Annotated in this window: 19 protein-coding genes and 1 tRNA gene; 9 read left to right on the top strand and 11 right to left on the bottom strand. The window is 54.8% G+C overall.

Features of this window, described 5'->3' with window-relative positions:
- Positions 1 to 46: 46 nt before the first annotated feature.
- Positions 47 to 937 (bottom strand): phosphoserine phosphatase SerB, encoded by an 891-nt coding sequence (gene serB / locus AUQ42_RS13600; RefSeq protein ID WP_068519613.1) that lies wholly within the window; start codon positions 935 to 937, stop codon positions 47 to 49.
- Positions 938 to 1,147: 210 nt separating this feature from the next.
- On the opposite strand from serB, the gene miaA reads away from it, so the two are divergent.
- The 4 genes from miaA (at position 1,148) to ilvC (ending at position 5,793) form a co-directional block, all read left to right on the top strand.
- Entirely contained in the window at positions 1,148 to 2,116 is a 969-nt protein-coding gene (miaA, locus tag AUQ42_RS13595) for a tRNA (adenosine(37)-N6)-dimethylallyltransferase MiaA (protein ID WP_068519612.1), read from the top strand.
- A 152-nt stretch (positions 2,117 to 2,268) separates the two neighbouring features.
- A complete protein-coding gene (locus tag AUQ42_RS13590) occupies positions 2,269 to 4,032 on the top strand; it encodes an acetolactate synthase 3 large subunit (RefSeq protein WP_068519611.1) in 1,764 nt (587 codons plus the stop codon).
- 114 nt (positions 4,033 to 4,146) lie between these two features.
- Positions 4,147 to 4,656, top strand: a complete 510-nt coding sequence (ilvN, locus tag AUQ42_RS13585; RefSeq protein WP_369813528.1) for an acetolactate synthase small subunit — start codon at positions 4,147 to 4,149, stop codon at positions 4,654 to 4,656.
- A 117-nt stretch (positions 4,657 to 4,773) separates the two neighbouring features.
- Positions 4,774 to 5,793, top strand: coding sequence for a ketol-acid reductoisomerase (gene ilvC, locus AUQ42_RS13580; RefSeq protein ID WP_068519609.1), 1,020 nt, complete (start codon positions 4,774 to 4,776; stop codon positions 5,791 to 5,793).
- 86 nt (positions 5,794 to 5,879) lie between these two features.
- On the opposite strand, the gene AUQ42_RS13575 is transcribed toward ilvC, so the two are convergent.
- Positions 5,880 to 7,073: an MFS transporter gene (locus tag AUQ42_RS13575; RefSeq protein WP_068519608.1), complete on the bottom strand. Its 1,194-nt coding sequence runs from the start codon at positions 7,071 to 7,073 to the stop codon at positions 5,880 to 5,882.
- 228 nt (positions 7,074 to 7,301) lie between these two features.
- Between AUQ42_RS13575 and AUQ42_RS13570 the strand changes: the two genes are divergently transcribed.
- Positions 7,302 to 8,210, top strand: coding sequence for a pseudouridine-5'-phosphate glycosidase (locus AUQ42_RS13570; RefSeq protein WP_068519607.1), 909 nt, complete (start codon positions 7,302 to 7,304; stop codon positions 8,208 to 8,210).
- A gap of 64 nt (positions 8,211 to 8,274) precedes the next feature.
- On the opposite strand, the gene AUQ42_RS13565 is transcribed toward AUQ42_RS13570, so the two are convergent.
- Entirely contained in the window at positions 8,275 to 8,940 is a 666-nt protein-coding gene (locus AUQ42_RS13565) for a pyridoxamine 5'-phosphate oxidase family protein (RefSeq protein WP_082817865.1), read from the bottom strand.
- Between the two features lie 119 nt (positions 8,941 to 9,059).
- Here AUQ42_RS13565 and AUQ42_RS13560 point away from each other — a divergent pair, with 119 nt between their 5' ends.
- Positions 9,060 to 10,580, top strand: coding sequence for a PLP-dependent aminotransferase family protein (locus tag AUQ42_RS13560; protein ID WP_068519606.1), 1,521 nt, complete (start codon positions 9,060 to 9,062; stop codon positions 10,578 to 10,580).
- 116 nt (positions 10,581 to 10,696) lie between these two features.
- Complete coding sequence (locus AUQ42_RS13555) at positions 10,697 to 12,181, top strand: deoxyribodipyrimidine photo-lyase (RefSeq protein ID WP_068519605.1); 1,485 nt, start codon at positions 10,697 to 10,699, stop codon at positions 12,179 to 12,181.
- A 37-nt stretch (positions 12,182 to 12,218) separates the two neighbouring features.
- Here AUQ42_RS13555 and AUQ42_RS13550 read toward each other — a convergent pair whose 3' ends face one another.
- Positions 12,219 to 13,766, bottom strand: a complete 1,548-nt coding sequence (locus AUQ42_RS13550) for a CYTH and CHAD domain-containing protein (protein ID WP_068519604.1) — start codon at positions 13,764 to 13,766, stop codon at positions 12,219 to 12,221.
- A gap of 468 nt (positions 13,767 to 14,234) precedes the next feature.
- On the opposite strand from AUQ42_RS13550, the gene AUQ42_RS13545 reads away from it, so the two are divergent.
- Positions 14,235 to 15,251: a hypothetical protein gene (locus AUQ42_RS13545; protein WP_068519603.1), complete on the top strand. Its 1,017-nt coding sequence runs from the start codon at positions 14,235 to 14,237 to the stop codon at positions 15,249 to 15,251.
- A 57-nt stretch (positions 15,252 to 15,308) separates the two neighbouring features.
- Here AUQ42_RS13545 and AUQ42_RS13540 read toward each other — a convergent pair.
- The 5 genes from AUQ42_RS13540 to infA form a co-directional block, all read right to left on the bottom strand.
- Positions 15,309 to 15,384, bottom strand: a tRNA-Phe gene (locus tag AUQ42_RS13540).
- A gap of 105 nt (positions 15,385 to 15,489) precedes the next feature.
- Positions 15,490 to 15,690, bottom strand: coding sequence for a DNA gyrase inhibitor YacG (locus tag AUQ42_RS13535; RefSeq protein ID WP_068519602.1), 201 nt, complete (start codon positions 15,688 to 15,690; stop codon positions 15,490 to 15,492).
- Between the two features lies 1 nt (position 15,691).
- Positions 15,692 to 17,092: a ribonuclease E/G gene (locus AUQ42_RS13530; RefSeq protein WP_068519601.1), complete on the bottom strand. Its 1,401-nt coding sequence runs from the start codon at positions 17,090 to 17,092 to the stop codon at positions 15,692 to 15,694.
- Positions 17,093 to 17,094: 2 nt separating this feature from the next.
- Positions 17,095 to 17,676, bottom strand: a complete 582-nt coding sequence (locus AUQ42_RS13525; RefSeq protein WP_068519600.1) for a nucleoside triphosphate pyrophosphatase — start codon at positions 17,674 to 17,676, stop codon at positions 17,095 to 17,097.
- Between the two features lie 146 nt (positions 17,677 to 17,822).
- The gene (gene infA, locus AUQ42_RS13520; RefSeq protein ID WP_007092059.1) at positions 17,823 to 18,041 is read right to left on the bottom strand and encodes a translation initiation factor IF-1; all 219 of its coding nucleotides are present in this window, start codon (positions 18,039 to 18,041) and stop codon (positions 17,823 to 17,825) included.
- A gap of 274 nt (positions 18,042 to 18,315) precedes the next feature.
- Here infA and AUQ42_RS13515 point away from each other — a divergent pair, with 274 nt between their 5' ends.
- Positions 18,316 to 18,807, top strand: coding sequence for a GNAT family N-acetyltransferase (locus tag AUQ42_RS13515; protein WP_068519599.1), 492 nt, complete (start codon positions 18,316 to 18,318; stop codon positions 18,805 to 18,807).
- A gap of 5 nt (positions 18,808 to 18,812) precedes the next feature.
- Here AUQ42_RS13515 and AUQ42_RS13510 read toward each other — a convergent pair whose 3' ends face one another.
- Both AUQ42_RS13510 and AUQ42_RS13505 read right to left on the bottom strand, forming a co-directional pair.
- Entirely contained in the window at positions 18,813 to 19,259 is a 447-nt protein-coding gene (locus AUQ42_RS13510; RefSeq protein WP_068519598.1) for an arsenate reductase ArsC, read from the bottom strand.
- A gap of 6 nt (positions 19,260 to 19,265) precedes the next feature.
- Positions 19,266 to 19,742, bottom strand: coding sequence for a UPF0262 family protein (locus AUQ42_RS13505; RefSeq protein WP_068519597.1), 477 nt, complete (start codon positions 19,740 to 19,742; stop codon positions 19,266 to 19,268).

Genomic DNA, 19,742 nt, shown 5'->3' with positions numbered 1-19,742 from the left:
CGACCTGCTTGGCAGGCCGCCCTTTTTCTTTGGGGTGTGTCCGATATCAGGAAACGAAATCGGACTTGCTGTAGCCTTGCAGATAAAGCAAGGCCGTCAGATCACCATGATTGATGCAAATGCGTGCCTGTTCCTGCACCGACGGTTTGGCGTGGAAGGCAACACCGGTCCCGGCAAGCGAGATCATCTGAAGATCATTGGCGCCATCGCCAACCGCAATTGCATCATCGACTGTAATGCCCTGCTGGGCTGAAAGGGTTTCAAGAGCATCGACCTTGGCCTGGCGATCGAGCACCGGCTTCTTGACCTTGCCGGTCAGTTTGCCATCACTTTCGATCAGGACATTGGCCTGATCATAGTCAAAACCAAGTTCGGCCCGAACCGCACCGGTAAAGAAATCAAATCCGCCCGATACCAGTGCCGCAAACGCCCCGTTGGCCTTCATGGTTGCAACAAGGGTCTTGGCCCCGCCGGTATATTCCACGGTTTTCCATGCTTCTTGCAGCATGTCGGTCGACATGCCTTCAAGCAGGCCGACACGTTCATCAAGGGCGGCTTCGAAATCAAGTTCCCCGTTCATCGCGCGCGCGGTGATCGCGGCAACACGTTCCTTTACACCGGCAAACTCGGCCAATTCGTCAAGGGTTTCCCCGGTGACCATGGTGCTGTCCATATCTGCAATCAGCAGTTTCTTGCGCCGGGTGGCAATTTTCTGGGTGACGGCGTCCACGCCAAGTTCTGCCTCGGCAAGGCTGGTATCGGCCACATCAAGGGGGATGCCATCAAAAATCAGATCGCATGCCTCGCCATCCGCCAGCCAGGTAACATCCCCAACCAGCGCACCGGCACCGGTCAAGGCGATTGCGGCCTGATCAATCACGTTTTTGGTCAGCGCATTTGAATTGGGGGCGGCAATCAGGGTCAGTACCAATTTCATGGTCTGCGGGCTCCTTGGCGGAAAAGGCATAAAACAGATTTGTCGCCTTTATCCGAATTGCACCCGACTGTGGCAAGAGAACTTTGATGATCGACGCCATGCTTACGTGTTTTTTGCAGCCGGTTATTGTCCCAAATCGCTATGCCTTTGGCATCGAAGTCAATAGACTGACCGGCCTTTGACACATGTTTGAATTTGGAAGTGCCTTTTATGTCGGCTGTGAATGCCAATTTGTCTTTTGCCCCGGTCCTGATCGTTGCTGGCCCGACTGCCAGCGGCAAATCCGCCCTTGCGCTTGATATGGCCGAAGCGTTTGACGGGGTGGTGATCAATGCCGACAGCATGCAGGTCTATTCCGAACTCCGTGTCCTGAGTGCCCGCCCCGATGAAAGTGAAACGTCGCGTGCGCCACACCGGCTTTATGGTGTGCTGTCGGGACGCGAAGCCTGTTCGGCCGGCAAGTGGCGCGACATGGCGATGGCCGAAATCAATGACTGCCACGCGCAGGGAAAATTGCCGATCATAACGGGCGGGACGGGCATGTATCTGAATGCCCTGACCGAGGGAATCGCCCCCATTCCCGATGTTCCGAGCCGGATTCGCGACTGTGTGACCGCCGAACTCGAGGATATTGGCCATACCGCCTTCTTTGAAAAGCTTAAAAAGAACGATCCGGAGACCGCGGCAACACTCGATGGCACCAATACGCAACGGATGATTCGCGCTGCCGAAGTTTTTGCCCATACCGGTCGCGGGTTGGCTTCCTGGCACAAGGAACCGATGGTTCCCCCGCCCGCCAATATGAAGTTCAAAAAACTTTGTTACATGCCGCCGCGCGATATTCTTTATGACCGCTGCAATCGCCGTTTCGACCTTATGCTTGAACAGGGTGCAATCGATGAAGTCCGCGATTTGATTGCGCTTGGGCTTCCTGACACGGCGCCGGTCATGAAGGCCGTGGGCGTGCGCGAGCTTGGCGCATACCTTGCCGGCGAGATCGATTTGCCCACCGCCCGGGAAAAATCACAACGCGAAACCCGACGTTACGCAAAGCGCCAATTGACGTGGTTTCGACACCAGATGAGCGACAAGGAAATCATCGACGCGCAATATTCGGAAAGTTTGGCAGCAAAAATGCGTCATGATATTAACCAATTTCTGTTGACCACGCCAAAGTGAGGCGATAGGTTGGCGCTTCCCCCGCCGAAATGGCGGAAAACCGCCGTTTCGGCGGATTTTTCAACTCCAATTTGAGGATAATTGGATCATGTTTCAATCACGCGGTTATCACGCGACACGTTGTTGTCGTTAAGTAAAGAGGCTCGAAAATCATGGCAGAACGTATTTTAAGCGGTTCGGAAGTAGTGTTGCAGGCCCTTGCTGATCAGGGTGTGGAAGTCGTGTTCGGCTATCCTGGCGGCGCTGTCCTACCGCTATATGACGAGATATTTAAACAAAACCGGATTCGTCACGTTCTAGTGCGCCATGAACAGGCTGCTGTCCACGCTGCTGAGGGTTACGCCCGTTCGACCGGCAAGGTCGGCGTTGTGCTGGTGACCTCGGGACCGGGTGCGACAAATGCTGTTACGGGCCTTACCGACGCGTTGATGGATTCTATTCCAGTTGTCTGCCTGACCGGCCAGGTCCCGACCCATCTGATCGGGAATGATGCCTTCCAGGAAGCCGACACCACCGGCATTACCCGCCCGTGCACCAAGCATAACTATCTGGTGAAAAATCCGGATCGTCTGGCGCGCACCATGCACGAAGCCTTCCACGTTGCATCAAGCGGCCGCCCGGGTCCGGTTGTGATCGACCTTCCCAAGGACATCCTTGTTGGCAAGGCCCCCTATATGGAGCCGGCCCAGGTTCAGCATCGCACCTATAACCCGGTCGTCAAAGGCGAACGCAGCCAGATCGAAGAAGCGCTTGAGATGCTGGCATCGGCGAAAAAGCCGATCCTGTATTGCGGCGGCGGTGTGATCAATTCCGGCACCCAGGCTTGCAAGCTTCTGACCGAATTCACCCGCATGACCGGTGCGCCGATCACGCTGACCCTGATGGGGCTTGGCGCCTATCCGGCATCGGACAAGCAGTATCTTGGCATGGTCGGGATGCATGGCACTTATGAATCGAACATGTCGATGCATGATTGCGACGTTATGGTCGCCATTGGCGCGCGTTTCGATGACCGCGTGACCGGCAACCTTGATTTCTTTGCGCCGAATTCGCAGAAAATCCAGATCGATATCGATCAGAGCTCGATCAACAAAAACGTTCCGGTCGATATCGGGATTGTTGGTGATGTCGGTCATGTTCTTGAAGACATGATCAAGATCTGGAAAGCCAAACAGTACAAGATCGATGCGACCGCCCTTGATAGCTGGTGGGATGAAATCGAAGGATGGCGTGGCAAACACTGCCTGTCCTACAAGCAGCCCAAAGATGTTATCAAGCCGCAGCACGTTATCCGTCGTGTTCATGCGCTTACCCGTGATCGCAAGACCTATATCACCACCGATGTTGGCCAGCACCAGATGTGGGCAGCCCAGCATTTCGGGTTCGAACACCCCTATGAATGGATGACGTCCGGTGGTCTTGGCACCATGGGCTATGGCATGCCGGCCGCCCTTGGCGTTCAGGTTGCCCATCCCGATGCGACGGTCGTGTGCTTTACCGGTGACGCGTCCATCATGATGAACATTCAGGAATGCGCGACGATGACGCAGTATCGTCTGCCGATCAAAACCGTGATCCTGAATAACCGTTACATGGGCATGGTTCGTCAGTGGCAGCAGCTTCTGCACGGGTCGCGCTATTCCGAAAGCTATAGCGAGACCCTGCCCGACTTCGTCAAACTGTCCGAGGCATTCGGCTTTACCGGTCTGACCTGTAACAATCCGGCCGATCTTGATGACGCCATCAAGAAGATGCTCGAGATTGATGGTCCGGTGATTCTGGATGTTGCCGTGGATGACAAGGAAAACTGCTATCCGATGATTCCGTCGGGCAAGCCGCACAATGAAATGCTGCTTGGGCAGGAAACCGACGGCAACGAAGCCATTGATTCCGACGAAGGGATGGTTCTGGTCTGATCCTCACAAACCAATGTGCGAGACGAACTCATCAAACCATAATTAAAAGGCCGGCGCGGGCGGCACAAAGATGCCTCAATGTGCCTCCTGGCCGAGTACCTACGGAGCGAAACCGTGAAAGAAACCGAAATCTCGAAACACACCATATCCGTTCTGGTGGACAACGAATCTGGCGTTCTGGCCCGTGTGATCGGCCTGTTTTCCGGCCGTGGCTATAACATTGAAAGCCTGACCGTTGCCGAAGTCGACGCCGATGCCCACCAGTCGCGCATCACTGTGGTTACCTCGGGCACGCCCATGGTAATCGAACAGATCAAGGCACAACTTTCGCGTCTTGTCCCGGTTCACAAGGTCAGTGACCTGACACTTGCCGGGCCGAGTGTCGAACGTGAACTGGCACTGGTCAAAGTGATCGCCACGGGTGAACAGCGTGTTGAATCCCTGCGTATTGCCGACATCTTCAAGGCCCGCGCAGTCGATGCGACCAATAATTCCTTCGTTTATGAAATCATCGGCAGCCCCGAAAAGATTGATGCCTTCATCAAATTGATGGCGCCACTGGGGCTTTCGGAAATTTCGCGTACCGGTGTGGCTGCGATTTCGCGCGGCACACTAACGATGTGAGTTTGCCCTGCCTGGTGATCCGCATCGGGCAAGGCATCGGGATATGTTCCCGAAATCATTATTACCATCCACCACGCACAGACATAAGCGTGGTCCAACGTCCAGAGGTATCGAAAGATGCGTGTTTATTACGACCGCGATGCAGATGTTAATCTGATCAAGACCAAAAAAGTTGCCATCATCGGTTACGGTTCGCAGGGCCATGCCCATGCACTGAACCTGCATGACTCCGGCGTTAAAGAAGTTGTTGTTGGCCTTCGTGAAGGCTCGAGCTCGCGCAAGAAAGCCGAAGCTGCCGGTCTGAAAACCATGACCCCGGCCGAAGCAGCCGCATGGGCAGACGTCGTCATGATCCTGACCCCGGACGAACACCAGGCAGCGATCTATGCAAACGAACTGCGTGACAACCTGAAACAGGGTGCCGCACTTCTGTTCGCACACGGTCTGAACGTTCATTTCGGCCTGATCGAGCCGCGCGCTGACCTTGACGTCATGATGATCGCGCCGAAAGGCCCGGGTCACACCGTTCGTTCCGAATACAAGCGTGGCGGCGGTGTTCCGTGCCTGGTTGCTATCGAACAGAACGCTTCGGGCAACGCGCTTGAAGTTGCACTGTCCTATGCATCGGCAATCGGTGGCGGTCGTTCCGGCGTTATCGAAACCACCTTCCGTGAAGAATGCGAAACCGACCTGTTCGGTGAGCAGGCAGTTCTCTGTGGCGGCCTGACCCAGCTGATCAAATACGGTTTCGAAACCCTGACCGAAGCTGGTTATGCACCGGAAATGGCATATTTCGAGTGCCTGCACGAAGTTAAGCTGATCGTTGACCTGATGTATGAAGGCGGCATGGCCAACATGCGTTACTCGATCTCGAACACCGCAGAATACGGCGACTATGTCACCGGCCCGCGCGTGATCGACGCATCGGTCAAAGAACGCATGAAAGAAGTTCTTGCTGACATTCAGGAAGGCAAATTCGTTCGTGACTTCGTTCAGGAAATGCATTGCGGCCAGCCGATGTTCAAGGCAACCCGCCGTCTGAACGCCGAACATGAAATCGAAGAAGTTGGTACCAAACTGCGTGCGATGATGCCGTGGATTGCTGCAAACCAGCTCGTCGACAAAGAAAAGAACTAAGCATCGCTTAGATCATTCTTACGCAAACGGCCGTCCCGATGGGGCGGCCGTTTTGCTTTGTGTGCCGCAATGTTTCCTGTCCGGGTTCAGGCACCGTGTTTCATCTCTCGCAACGGCAGGCGCAATTCGGTCACAGCCCAGATCACCGCACACAGGATCGAGACAGTTGACCCAAGGGCCACCACAGCGGGCCATCCCCCCATGCCATAAGCAACAGCCGAGCTTGCCGAACCACAGGCACCGCCAAAGAAGTAGCTGGCCATATAGCCTGTCGTCAGGCGGCTGCGGGCTTCGGCACTCAGACGATAAACCTCGCTCTGGTTCGAGATATGCGTGCCCTGAATACCAAGATCGAGCAACACCACCCCGATGGCAAAGGCCACCAGCGACCATTGCCCCCAATAGAGCAACACCCAGCTTGATATGGTGGTCAAAAGGAACCCGCCGGTGCTAAGCCGTGCCCAGCCCTTGTCAGCCAGACGACCAGCAATGCGCGCAGCAAGAATACCGATCGCCCCGATCAGGCCATAAAGCCCGATGACGGCTTCGGACATGTCATACTGGCGTACCAGCATGAAGGCCATCGACGTCCAGAAAATCGCAAAGACCGCATATTGTAACCCGCCAATCAGGCTGCGCCGCCGCAGAACCGCCTCATCCCTGAACAGATGCAGGATTGACAGATAAAGTGCGCGATAGCTGGTATGCGAAGTCGGCGGGATATTAGGAATGATGCGATAGCACGCAACTGCATAGAACGCCATCAGGACAGACGCGACAATAAAGACCGATCGCCATCCGGCGAGCTCCGCCATCACGCCGGAAAAAGTGCGCGCCAGCAATATCCCCAGCAAAAGCCCGCTCATCACTGCCCCCACCGCCGATCCACGCTTGTCATCGGCCGCAAGGTGGGCGGCGAGCGGCACCAGAATTTGTGCCGTCACACAGGTAATGCCGACCGAAATGCTGAATGCCACCAGCATCAGAAACGATGGTGCCAACCCCATGGCGAGCAATCCGAGTGCCGTAAGAGCCGACGTCACCGTCAAAAGTTTACGCCGTTCGTGATGATCCCCCAGCGGGACAACCGCAATCAAGCCGGTCAGATAGCCAAGCTGCGCGACCGTCACCAGAAGTCCGGCGCTGGTTTCACTTAACCCGTATTCGCGGGCCAGCAATTCAAGAAGCGGCTGCACGTAATAAAGGCTGGCGACAGACAGGCCACTTCCGACTGCCATAAAGGTCAGAAGTCCGCGAGTCAGGGTGGGCTTGGCATGCATTTCAGATGGGCTTTCAAAACGTGGTATTGTTTCAGGATATCCATCAAATCAGTTGCTTACAATCGGATCGCTGGCACAAGTCCGTTGCAACAGGGGCAACGATATACCTGCCCGCGCAAGGCAGCCATTCCCAATGCATGATCAGATGACGTGGTTTGGGCTGGATTTATCAGGCCCATCTGTTTAATTCTGGCCTTTAAAACTTTAACTTCAAGACGAGCAGATTGAATGTCTGACTATATCGATATCGCCCCCGAGGTCGCAGCAGCCCTGGCAAGCGGCAAGCCGGTTGTGGCCCTTGAATCCACCATTATCTCGCACGGGATGCCTTATCCGCAGAACCTTGAAACAGCGCAGGCTGTGGAACAGGATGTGCGTGACAACGGTGCGATCCCTGCCACCATCGCCGTGATTGGCGGTCGCTGCAAGATCGGCCTGTCGCCCGAAGAACTCGAATATTTTGCCAAGGGCACCGATATTCTGAAGCTGTCGCGTCGCGATATTCCATATTGCATTGCCAAGAAACGCGATGGTGCGACCACGGTTTCAGCAACCATGATCCTGGCAGAAAAGGCCGGTATTCGTGTCTTTGCGACTGGCGGCATCGGTGGTGTTCATCGTGATCTGGCTGGCAATTTCGATGTATCGGCCGATCTGACCGAACTTGGCAAAACCAGTGTTGCGGTTGTCTGTGCTGGGGCCAAGGCGATCCTTGATATCCCCAAAACGCTTGAGCATCTTGAAACGCTTGGCGTTCCGGTTATTGCCTATGGCACTGATGAATTCCCGGCATTCTATTCGGTCGAAAGCGGTCACAAGGCACCGCTTCGTCTTGATAGCCCGGAAGATTTGGCTGCATTCCTGAAATCGAAATGGGAATTCGGTCTTGAAGGCGGTGCTGTGATTGGCAATCCGCCAGAAGCCGACAAGGCACTGGCACGCGAAGCCATCGAAGGCGCGATTGATGATGCACTGGCCGAAGCCCAGAAAAAAGGCATTCACGGACGTGATGTCACCCCGTTCCTGTTGGCACGTGTCACGCAGCTGACCGAAGGCAAAAGCCTTGAAGCCAACATTGCCCTTGTGCGCAACAATGCGCGCCTGGGCGCAAAGATCGCGGTTGCCATGGCAGGCTGATCAAACAGATCGCTACCGAACAGACGAAGGGCTGGCAAATGATTGCCAGCCCTTTTTCATTTAATCACGAAGATGTCCGAAGATATCCCTGCCCCTCGAACCCGGGTTTGATGCGGGTATCGTCAATCGGGGTGCCCCAGTGGGTCGTACTGGGCAGGATACCGGCCCATACCGGCCAGTCATAATCTTCGTCATCATCGACCGGATCGCCGGCGCGAACCTTTGCCGAAACCTGTTCAAGATCAAATCCAAGGAACATCGTGGCTTTGAGTTCCTGTTTGTTTGGCTGGCGGATTTTATCCCAGCGCCCCGGTTCAAGCTTTTCGACAAACAGGCGGGAATGTTCCATCTTGTCGGCGTCATCGGTTACAACCGCGCCCTTGCCATAAATGATGACTGACCGGTAATTGGCGGAATGATGAAAGGCAGAACGCGCCATCACCAGACCATCAAGATGGGTGATGCACAGGCAGGCTTCTGCGCCATCGGCAATCGCCGCCAGAATGCGGTTTTTTGACGCACCATGGATGTAAATCCGTTCACCCACACGCCAATGCGCGGTCGGGATCATGGCCGGACGACCATTGACCACCGTGCCGACATGACAAATCAGCGCATCATCAATGATGCCATGCACAAGTTCACGGTCATAAGACGCGCGTTTGGGTCCGCGGACAACTTTGGTGTGGGGATGGACTTCATATTGTTCGGACAAGGTCGTATCAGCCATGGCGGTCTCGTTGTTTTATTCGGGTGGCAATCAATGGTGCCATCATCGTTAGAATTGGACTTTTAAAAAGGTCCATTATAGTAAAAATGATAGATCCAATTTAACCCGCAGGACCGCCGATGCCACGCAGTGATTACAGCTGGATTTACCCAAGCCAGATCGACGGGGACAACGAGCCCGGCGCAACCACGGCCTATCGCAGGCTTTATCACGGCATCCGGTCGGCCATTCTCGACGGGCGGCTGCATCCCGGTGAACGGCTTCCGGCAAGTCGTGATCTGGCAAAGTCACTGGGGATATCGCGCAATACGGTGGTGACCAGTTTCGATTTGCTGACATCGGAAGGATATCTTGAAACCCGCATCGGCGCTGGAAGCTTTGTTGCCCGCTCACTCCCCGATCGTGACATGCAGACCGTGTCACAAACCGGAACGGCCCCGTCGCGGGCATCGGACGCGCGTCCCTTGCATCTTAGTCAAAGCGCATCAAGGATGCTGGCATATCAGCGACGGTTTCCGCGTTTTCGCGTTGCCCGCCCGTTCAACCCGGCAACGCCGGATCTGGACGGTTTCCCGTTTGACATGTGGGCGCGCCTTTTGCGCCGCGCCTGGCGTGCGCCGAATATCGACCTGACCATTCCCGATGACCCGATGGGATTGCCGCAATTGCGGGCAGAGATTGCCAAATGGCTGCGCCAGTCGCGCGGGGTCAATTGCCACGCCGATCAGGTCATGGTGGTTTCCGGTGCCCAGCAGGCACTCGATCTGATTGCCCGTGCCCTTGTTGATCCGGGCGATATCATCGCAACCGAGGACCCCGGTTACGAGGGCATTCGCGGGGTTCTGGCATCAAGTGGCGCCATTGTGCATCCGGTGGCGGTCGACGATGAAGGATTATGTGTTGCACGGTTATCACAAACACCGTCCCCGTCCCGGGTGATTGTGACCACCCCGTCGCGCAATTATCCGCTGGGCACCACATTGTCGCTGTCGCGGCGACTGGCACTTTTGCAATGGGCACAGGCCCATGACGCCTGGATTGTTGAAGACGATTACGACAGTGATTATCGCTATGACGGGCCGCCACTTTCATCGCTTCAGGGGCTCGATACCGATCATCGGGTGATTTATGTCGGGACGTTTTCACGGGTCCTGTTTCCGGGTATTCGGCTTGGCTATCTTGTTCTGCCACCGGCTTTGATCCCGGCTTTTCGTGGCATGCGCGGTTTTGCCGACGGTGTTCCGGCACCAACGGCACAGGCGGCACTTGGTACATTCTTTGCCGAAGGACATTTTGGCAGTCATGTCCGCAAAATGCGGATGCGATACGGGGAAAGACGCGCCCATCTCAAGGATCTGATTGCAAACAGCGCGTCAGGGTTGCTCGAGGCAATGCCATCGGACGGCGGATTGCACCTGTGCGCCCGACTGACAGGTGGCCATGACGATATATTCATTCAGGAAAAAATGGTCGAAGCCGGTTTGGATTGCCGGGCTCTTTCATCCTATTACCATGACAAATCACCCGAAAATGCAGAAACCTTGCCCAAGGGGCTGGTTCTTGGATTTGCCGGCTGGGATAAAAACCAACTTTCTGACAGCTTCGGTGAACTGATCGAAATTCTGAAACGTAATGCTTGATGTACCCCGAGCCAGAGAGAGTGGCGTGACATCCCCTCAATACGCTGTCACAGTCACGACACTCTCTCCCCTCCGGCTTTGAAATCCCCGCAGGACCACAAACTTCAGGAATATTAATGACCCAACGCCCGATCGCCATCATGTGGTTTCGCAACGATCTGCGTCTGGCGGACAATCCTGCCTTGCGTGCCGCTATAAAATGGGCGTCCGAGCATGACGGTTTGGTGTTGCCGGTCTTTATTCTCGATCCGGTCATTGACGGTCAGCTTGGCGGGGCAACGCGCTGGTGGCTTGAAAAAAGTCTGTCTGCCCTTGCGCAAGGCATTGATGGCCTGGCCGCAAAGTCATCGACCAAAACCCCATCCTTGCGCCTGTTTCACGGCGATGCGCATGGGGTTCTTGAAACCATTATCGGGTCCTGCAACGTCAAGGCGGTGTTTTGGAACCGTCTGTATGACAAACCATCAACAGAACGCGATACCGACATCAAATCCGCATTGTCTGATCGCGGCCTGACATGTGAAAGCTTCAAGGCCAATCTTCTGTTCGAACCGTGGGAAGTCAAAACCGGTAACGGCACGGATTTCAAGGTCTATAGCCCGTTCTGGCGAGCCTGCCAGAAATTTCCACCGCCCCGTGCGCCAATTGCCGCCCCGGACACGATTGCGCTGTGCGATGCTGAACTTGGTGACGAAGTAAGCCTTTCGGCCCTTGATCTTGGCCCCAAACCGTTTGACTGGGCCGGTGGCCTTGCCGAACGGTTCACCCCGGGTGAACAAGGGGCAAAAGACCAGCTGTTTGATTTTATTGATGATCGTCTGGTTGATTACGCCGATCTGCGCGACCGGCCCGATCGCCGGGTAACGTCCGAGCTTTCCCCGCACTTGCGTTTTGGCGAAATCAGCCCCTACCAAGTATGGCATAGTGCAAGCCATTATGCCGATGCCCATCCGGGACAGGGGAAAACCGCGTCAAAATTCATGTCCGAACTGGGATGGCGCGAATTTGCCCATCACATTCTGTTTCATGCCAAAGACCTGCGATCTGTGCCATTGCAGGGGCAGTTTGCGCATTTTCCATGGTCAGAAGATCAGGACGCCCTTGAACGCTGGCAAAAAGGCCAGACCGGTTTTCCCATTGTCGATGCCGGCATGCGCGAACTTTGGCACACCGGCTATATGCATAACCGGGTCCGGATGATTGTCGGTTCGGTTTTGGTCAAGCATCTGCTGATTCATTGGCGCGCGGGGCTGGCATGGTTTGACGATACGCTTGTTGATGCCTGCCCGGCCAATAATGCCTTTTCCTGGCAATGGATTGGTGGATGCGGGGCGGATGCGGCCCCGTATTTCCGCATTTTCAACCCGGTACTTCAGGGTGAAAAGTTTGATCCGGCCGGTGACTATGTCCGTCAATGGGTGCCAGAACTGCGTGACATGCCCGAACAATACATCCACAAACCGTGGGAAGCATCACCCTTGATCCTCAAGGCCGCTGGCGTCCGTTTGGGCACCGACTACCCCGAACCGGTTATCGGCGTCAAAGAAGGCCGTGAACGCGCCCTTAGCGCCTATCAGGACATGAAGCAGGCGGCATCTTAGGCACCCGGCTTACCCCGCCCCGCAGCAACCGGGTTACCTACTTCCAGAACAGCTTTTGTTCTGTGAAGTTCTTGCAGGCTTCTTCAAGGCCAGGAAGTTCATGTTCGACGCGTGCGCCAAACCAGCCCGACACCAGTCCGACCGCAACATGCCCGTCAGCTGACAGTTCGGGCGTCAGGGCCGAAAGCCTTGCCTCTGCAACGGCGGCGTCCTGAAGCTGTCCCAGAATTTGCTGCATCGATGTTAGTCTGGAGCGGAACTTTTTGACCTTTTTGGCCGGATAGACCGACCCGAAAAACTCAGTCCCATAGCGCATCTGTTTGACATCAAGGCGCAAGGCATGGAGTTGCGGCGTAGTGAGTTCGGCGACATTTTCGCCCCGCTTGGTGACCCGCTTATAGGCCCGATCAAGAAGCGGTGTTGCCAGGTCAGTGACCGGGGATGCCATTGCCTTCATCTGTTCGGCACTGGCCCCTGATGCCCAGCGCGAATAACTTGCCCAGGCCCCCAGGATCAAAAGAAGCTGACCATATTCCGGCGCATCCAGCATCACCCGGGCCGCGTCCAATGCCTTGGCACGCTGTTTTTGGGCTGCGATGCGCAATTCGGCAACGCCTTGGTGGTCGGGGAAACGTTCTTCGATCAGGGGCAGGGTCTCACCCAGGAAAACATCCCAATCGCGCAAACCATCCAACCCCTTGCTGCATGATTTAAGCAAACGGCGCAGCAAGACGGCCTCGCCAGCCGGAAGGTTTCTTTTGAAAAGGTTCAGCGCGACCCGCAATCGACGCATCCCGATACGCATCTGATGGCAGCCTTCAACATCAAGATCCTGGCGAACACAGACCTCGTTGCTGAGAATCATCCGAAGCCCCTGCCCCAGCATGGTGCGAAATGCCGTTTCAGCCGACATGTCATCGGTCAGTTCAACCGGGGCTGCGCGGTACGCGCCGGGGGCCCGATCAAGATAAAGGTCACGCCCGCGCGATGCCTTCGAGCGCATGCTTAACAACAAAGGCACCGTGCGCTGCAGTTCAAGTGCGAGATCAAAAAGTGCAGCCGGATGGCCTTTTTTAAGTTCAAACTCGACCTCGGAAATCGGAACTTCCTTTTCACCTGATCGCACCACACCCTGATCGATCGCCAGTTCCATGACGGCATCGCGATAGGTCAAATCAACGGCACTTCGTTTCAGGTCGCTTTCGAAAATACGGTCGATCTTCTTTTTTCGGGCAAACTTGTTCAGAAGTTTTTTGACGTCCTTGTCGGTAAACAGATCAAGATCAAGCACACCGTCTTCGAGTTCCACCGTCCATTCATGACGCGATGGCAGTGCTTCACGCAGGCCGTTGGACGTCTTGACCGTTTGCTCCCAGCCTTTGGTGCCTTTTTTGCGCACGCGGATCGCAAGCCCCTTGTTGGCAAGGGCAAGCTTGGGCGTGTCATGGTAAATAGAGACAAGATGCGTCGTCATCAGACGCCGACCTTCCTTGACCTCGCGCAGGACCGGCGCGTTCTTAAGGCGCGCAACGTGTTTCGGATCGATCCGAAGTTTCAGTTCGATCTCGATCTGCTTCTCAGTCATGTTTGTCCCCTGGGCATCCAGTTTTCGGTGACGCGGGAGCCACCGGTTCGTTACGCGAACTCCGATAACAATTTGCTGCCGTCTGATTTCAAAGCGTACCGGAATGTAAAATTTCCGCAACAAAAGGCGTAAAGCCGTTCTTAATCAAGCACTAAACGCAGATCTGGCGGCTCGCACAGTTTCGGCTTTTCATTTGAAATCCAGACTTGGGGATTCTGTTCATTTGAGCAGTTTTGTTCCCCTTCTTTGCTGGTTTGCATCAAGGACCATGCGACGTTCCCCCAAAAAATTTGCCGTCACACCAGCCCGATTCCCGACATCCGGCATTTTTGCGCATTCTCAAGATCGGAAATCCAGCAACCATCTGAAAGTACAGGACTAAAATCGCATTCCCACCCCTTTGATCAGGTCTCAGCGATATCAAACATCCCTATGCTGTTTGCGGGACATTAAAAATTGAGGGCAAAAATGCAGACCAAAAAACTTATCGGCTTTGCCGTGATTGGCACCACCCTGTTGTTGGCGGGGTGCCAGACCACCCGGAATTATTCTTTTTCGGAATGGCAGGAACAGCCGATCGGCAAATCGCGGTTCAACGTTCCGACCATTTCAAACATTCCTGTCACAAAGCTTGAACAGAACGACCGCAACAACGGTCAGGTCCAGAACGAAAAGTGGGAACTGGGCTGTGGCAACGGGATTGTGACCAGCTCTTATACGTTTGATGTCTGGTTTACCCAGCAAACCGAACAGAAACTCAAAGACGAAGAAGAATTTCGGGCCGAGTTTGCCAAGAACAATATCGAGATCTTGAAAACCTATCCGGTTACGTCAAACGATAACGGTCGTGCCGTCGGCTATTACGCGGATGCCAATATCGGCAACATTTCCGAGTGCAAGGTTGCCAAATTCGGCTTTCGTGCGACCCGCGGGCAGAAGATCTATGACAATGATCATGGCGGGATCGATGCCGTGGTCAGCGTCTATTACTGCGGCCAGCCCGATCTGAACATGACCAAGCTTATTCAGGGCATCAGCCTGGTCAAGGATCGCGACGCCTATGTCGCGCAGGTTGCCGCACTCCCGAAACCGCAATGCCCTGCCCGCAAATCAGCCGCATCGCAATCCTCATCCTTTGAAGACAGCAACTGGGCGACCGTGAAAAAAGGCGATTACAAACGCACTTTCGCGATGACCTGGGGCGATGGCTTTTCCGACGGTTATCTTGATACCCAGATCAGCCTCAAGGACTATGGTGGATCAATGGAATTTGTCGGCCGCAACAGCGCCAACTGCAAAATGCAGCTGAGTGTCAGCAAATATGACAGCCCGGCCGAAGGCAGCTGGTTTACCAATTGCGACAAGGGCGATTTTGCGTCGGGCACCTTCACGCTGGATCGCAAGCGCAACCTGACGGGAGAAGGAACGGATCAGGACGACAAAGCCGTTGCTTTTACCTTGTGGCTTCCGAATACCGACAGCTGACAGGATGGAGAAACAAAAAACCCGGCCATAAGGCCGGGTTTTTTTGGCTACCGAAAGTGGTGCCCAGGGGCGGACTCGAACCACCGACACGCGGATTTTCAGTCCACTGCTCTACCAACTGAGCTACCTGGGCAAATCCGACTTTCGTCTCCGTCTCCGGAGTGTTCCCTGCGGAACGAGCGGGGTTATACAAACTCCTTTGGGGCTTGTCTAGCCTCAAATCGCATTTTTTTTGCGATTAAAATTCTTCTTCATCTTCAAGGTCTTCCAGATACTCCGGCGGCTCGGTCGCGGGAATTGAATAGCTTTCATTCAACCACTTCCCAAGGTCGCGATCCGCACAGCGTCTGGAACAGAACGGCTTGTATTTGTAGTCTGCCGGCTTGCCACAAACCACGCACTCGGAGCTGACTGTTTTCGTTGTATTTTCTTGTGTCATCCTAATTCTTTTCCAACCGGTAACTATCGTTTTCAAGGGCCGGATCGGCCAGGATTTGCGGGACCGTTCCAAACACCCTGATCAGTATCTGGCGCGCATCGTCACTTTCAGCAAGTCTTTGCGCAATGCCACTGGCAACATACAAACACACCGTTCCCGCCAGTCCCGCGCGACTTTCCCCGACCACATTTCGCAAGACATTGTTCAATGCAGAAACAGCATTAAGCTGTGCCTGATCCTGTTTGACCAGAATCCGTGCTGCCAGCGATTCGCCGGCGCGCTGACGGCTGAATTCATAAAGACCCAACCGGGTAAATCCGCCAATTTGCACGGCACCATCAAGTTCCGGCCCGAACGCGGCCTTGATCGCGGCATCGAATTTGTCACGCCCGGCACGGCTTTTCATCCGCAACGGATCAATCACCACAAGACCGCCAATATTGCGCAGCCTGATCTGGTGGACAATTTCGTCCGCGGCCCGCAGATTGATGTCTATTGCACGGGATTCCGGATCACGTCCGCTATCTGCGCCGGCCCCATTGACATCAATCGCACATAACGCTGTTGCCTGATCAATTGCGATCCACCCGCCCCCGGCAAGGTCGACTTTTGAAATCAGGGCATTGGCAATATCGGCCTCGATGTCCTGATCATCAAACAGCAAACGTGACCCGCCATGGCGCAACAGATGATCTTCGGCTTTGCCGCGTGCCTTTAATATGCCGCGCAATCGAACAAATTCATCGACACCGTCGACCAGGCATTCCTGCCCCGCCATCATATGGCGTTCGATCATCTGATCAAGTTCCGACTGCGCCTTGCAAACCAGCAACGGTTTACGCGGGTTTGCCAGTGCGGCCTCGGCCTTTTGCCACTGGGCGCTTAGCAGCCGGTATTCACCGGCAATCGCGTCTTCGTCCCAATCTGTGGCACCGGAACGCAACATGATGCCATGGTCGTGTGACTGGATGTTTTTCAGGATCGCAAGCAGGTTGGCACGCTGTTGCGCATCTTTGAGTTTTCTGGGCAGCTCAATCAGTCGACCACCAGGACGCAAGATCATCCCGACACCTTCGATCGCGATGCGTCCGGTCAGTTTCACGCCCTTGTCTTCAAAACCAAGGCGGGCGATCTGAACCACAACCCACTGGCCTTCGTGCAACGGCCCGTCATGGCGGTCAAACGGCAACAAGCCGTCTTCCAAACCATCAAGGGCAACCATTGCGGCCGCCATTTCAGGAAGAATTTTGGACACACGTCCAAGATGGATATCAAACCGTGCTGGGCCGCCGCGATCAATCCACAGACGGCAAAGGCGGTCATTCCTGATCAGCGCGACCCTGCGTTCAAGCGCAATCGCATCAATCAGCAGGCGGTCCCGGTTTTGTCCGCCAGCCGACATGATCAGACCTCTTTTGTTTGATAGCCAAGGCCGCGCAGCAGACCATCCACCTCGCACAGTGACAGTCCGACCACATTCGAATAGGACCCGGAAATCGCCTTTACAAAGGTTGCCGCATGTCCCTGGATGGCATAGGCGCCTGCCTTTCCTTTCCATTCATCATGCGACAAATAACGATCCAGATCTTCGTGCCCGAGATTTCTGAATTTGACTTGTGTTTCGATCACACGCGACCGTTCCGTGCCATCCGGTGCAATCAGGCACATGCCACCATAAACACGATGGCGACGCCCCGAAAGCAGTGTCAGGAACTTGCGGGCTTCGGCCTGATCCTCGGCCTTGCCTAAGGCCCGGTTGCCGCATGCGACCACCGTGTCCGCCGCAAGCACAAAAGCCCCGCCATTACCTTTTGCAACAGATCGGGCTTTTTCCTCGGCAAGGCGAAGCGCCAGCCGGCGCGGACTTTCATCGGCCGTGGGTGTTTCGTCGATATCTGCCGGGACCACCTGATCTGGCACAATTCCGATCTGCGCAAGCAGCTCAAGACGGCGCGGCGATGCAGATGCCAGTATCAGTTTCGACAAGACGTGGCTCCCGGATATCGGATCTTAAACCGTGGGATTGACGTGCTGAAAAATGCACATCCCCGTAAACAGCAACAAGTTGCCCTGTGCGCAAAGGGTAAACTGCGCGCCAGACAAGGTCAATTTGCGCTGGAACTGGTTCCAGATTACTTGAAACGGAAGGTGATACGACCTTTGGTCAGGTCATAAGGGGTCATTTCGACGCTGACACGGTCCCCTGCGAGAACACGAATACGGTTCTTGCGCATTTTACCCGAGGTGTGGGCAAGGATTTCGTGGTCATTGTCCAGCTTCACGCGAAACATCGCATTGGGCAGAAGTTCAACGACGGTGCCCTGAAACTCGATAACGTCTTCTTTAGCCATGTGACTCCTAGCTTTCGTATTGCAATATCAAAATACCGGTGGGGCGCAAACTGCTCTGAACCGGGCAAAAGGTCAAGTTCTTTCGCATGTCATGGCGGGCGTCTCAGCACTGCATCTTTGGCATAGCAGCAATATTTGATCGGACCGGCACGAGGTTGCGGGCCTTATCCGGAGTGCCAACATGCCCACATAAATGGTGATTGATCCTTTGCCCCGGCCTTGTGCCCGCGTATTGTTCCAACAACCAATCGCCCCGTTTCAAAGGAAAATACGGATGCCCCGCCACCCGGAAATTCGTTTGGCCCAAAAGCCCGACGCCCCCGCCATCCATGCCATGCTGCTTGAAATCGCCAAAACTACCGGCTGTGAGGACAAATTCAGAAGTACGCCCGATGATTTGGTCCGTGACGGCTTTGGCGACAGCCCGGCATTCGAGGCATTGATCGCAACCGATCACCAGACGCCGGTCGCGGTTTGTGTGTTTTTTCCCAGCTATTCAACATTTCGCGGCAAAGCCGGGCTTTATATCCAGGACCTTTATGTCGCGCCGTCTCATCGCGGGGGCGGTTTCGCCCGGCATCTTGTTGCCAATGTTGTCCGCCGGGCACGTGCATCCGGCAAAAGTTATATCCGGCTGTCAGTTGATGCCGAAAATATGGTGGGCCAACGATTTTACGAAAAGCTTGGGATGCGTCACGCAAGTGATGAACGGATTTTCGTTCTTGATGGACCGGCATTCGACCATCTGGCAACAGAGGCCAGCTGATCTTTCTAGATTTTCGGTGCCGGACCGACCGGGAAACGGTCAAGGATGCGCTTTTTGATCTGATCGCGAACCTGACGATAGGCATCAAGTCTGGTTTCGCGCGATCCTTCGATCATGGTGGCGTCAAAGGTATTCCAGAACTCGACATCACAGGCCATCGTGCGGGTCATCTCCACCGCACGGTGCTGGGCCTCTGGCGACATGGTGATAATCAGGTCAAAGAACCCGTCTTCGAGCTGATCGAATGTCTTGGATTTGTAGGATGAAATATCGAGCCCGATTTCATCCATCACGGCGATGGCAAAACCGTCAACATCGCCTGCACGTACGCCGCAACTTTCAACATAAACGCGTGTTCCGTGATAATGACGCAACAACGCAGCCGCCATCACGGAACGAACGGCATTGTAACTGCAGGCAAAAAGAACCGAGCCGGGAAGTTCTTCTGCCACGTCGCCTTAACCCCGGATGTGAAGAACACAAATCAGCGTAAACAGGCGACGGGCCGTATTTTCATCAATCGTCACCTTGTCGGTCAGAAGTTCGCGCAATTGCTCCGACCCTTCGTTATGCAGGCCGCGCCGTGCCATATCGATTGTCTCGATCTGGGCTGCACTCGCCTTCTTGATTGCGTCATAATAGCTTTCGCAAATCATGAAGTAATCTTTGACGATCCGGCGAAACGGCGACAAAGGCACGGGAATGGTGGTCAGGTTTTCACTGTCATCATCGCCACGCACATCCATATAAATGCGATTGTCTTCGATGCGCATATGAACCGAATACGGGCCTTCGAACCCGCCAGCAGGCTCGAAGTGATTTTCTTCCAGCAGGTCGTAGATTGCCACAGCCTGCTCGTGCTCGACCTCGGGACGGCGACGCACCTTGTATTTTTCATCAAGATAAATACCGGCGATACACTGATTTGAAGCCAT

It is taken from the genome of Thalassospira sp. MCCC 1A02491, from assembly GCF_001613785.1.
Lineage (GTDB): Bacteria > Pseudomonadota > Alphaproteobacteria > Rhodospirillales > Thalassospiraceae > Thalassospira > Thalassospira povalilytica.
Note: the sequence above shows the minus strand (reverse complement) of the source record. Positions and strands in the feature narration are given on the sequence as shown.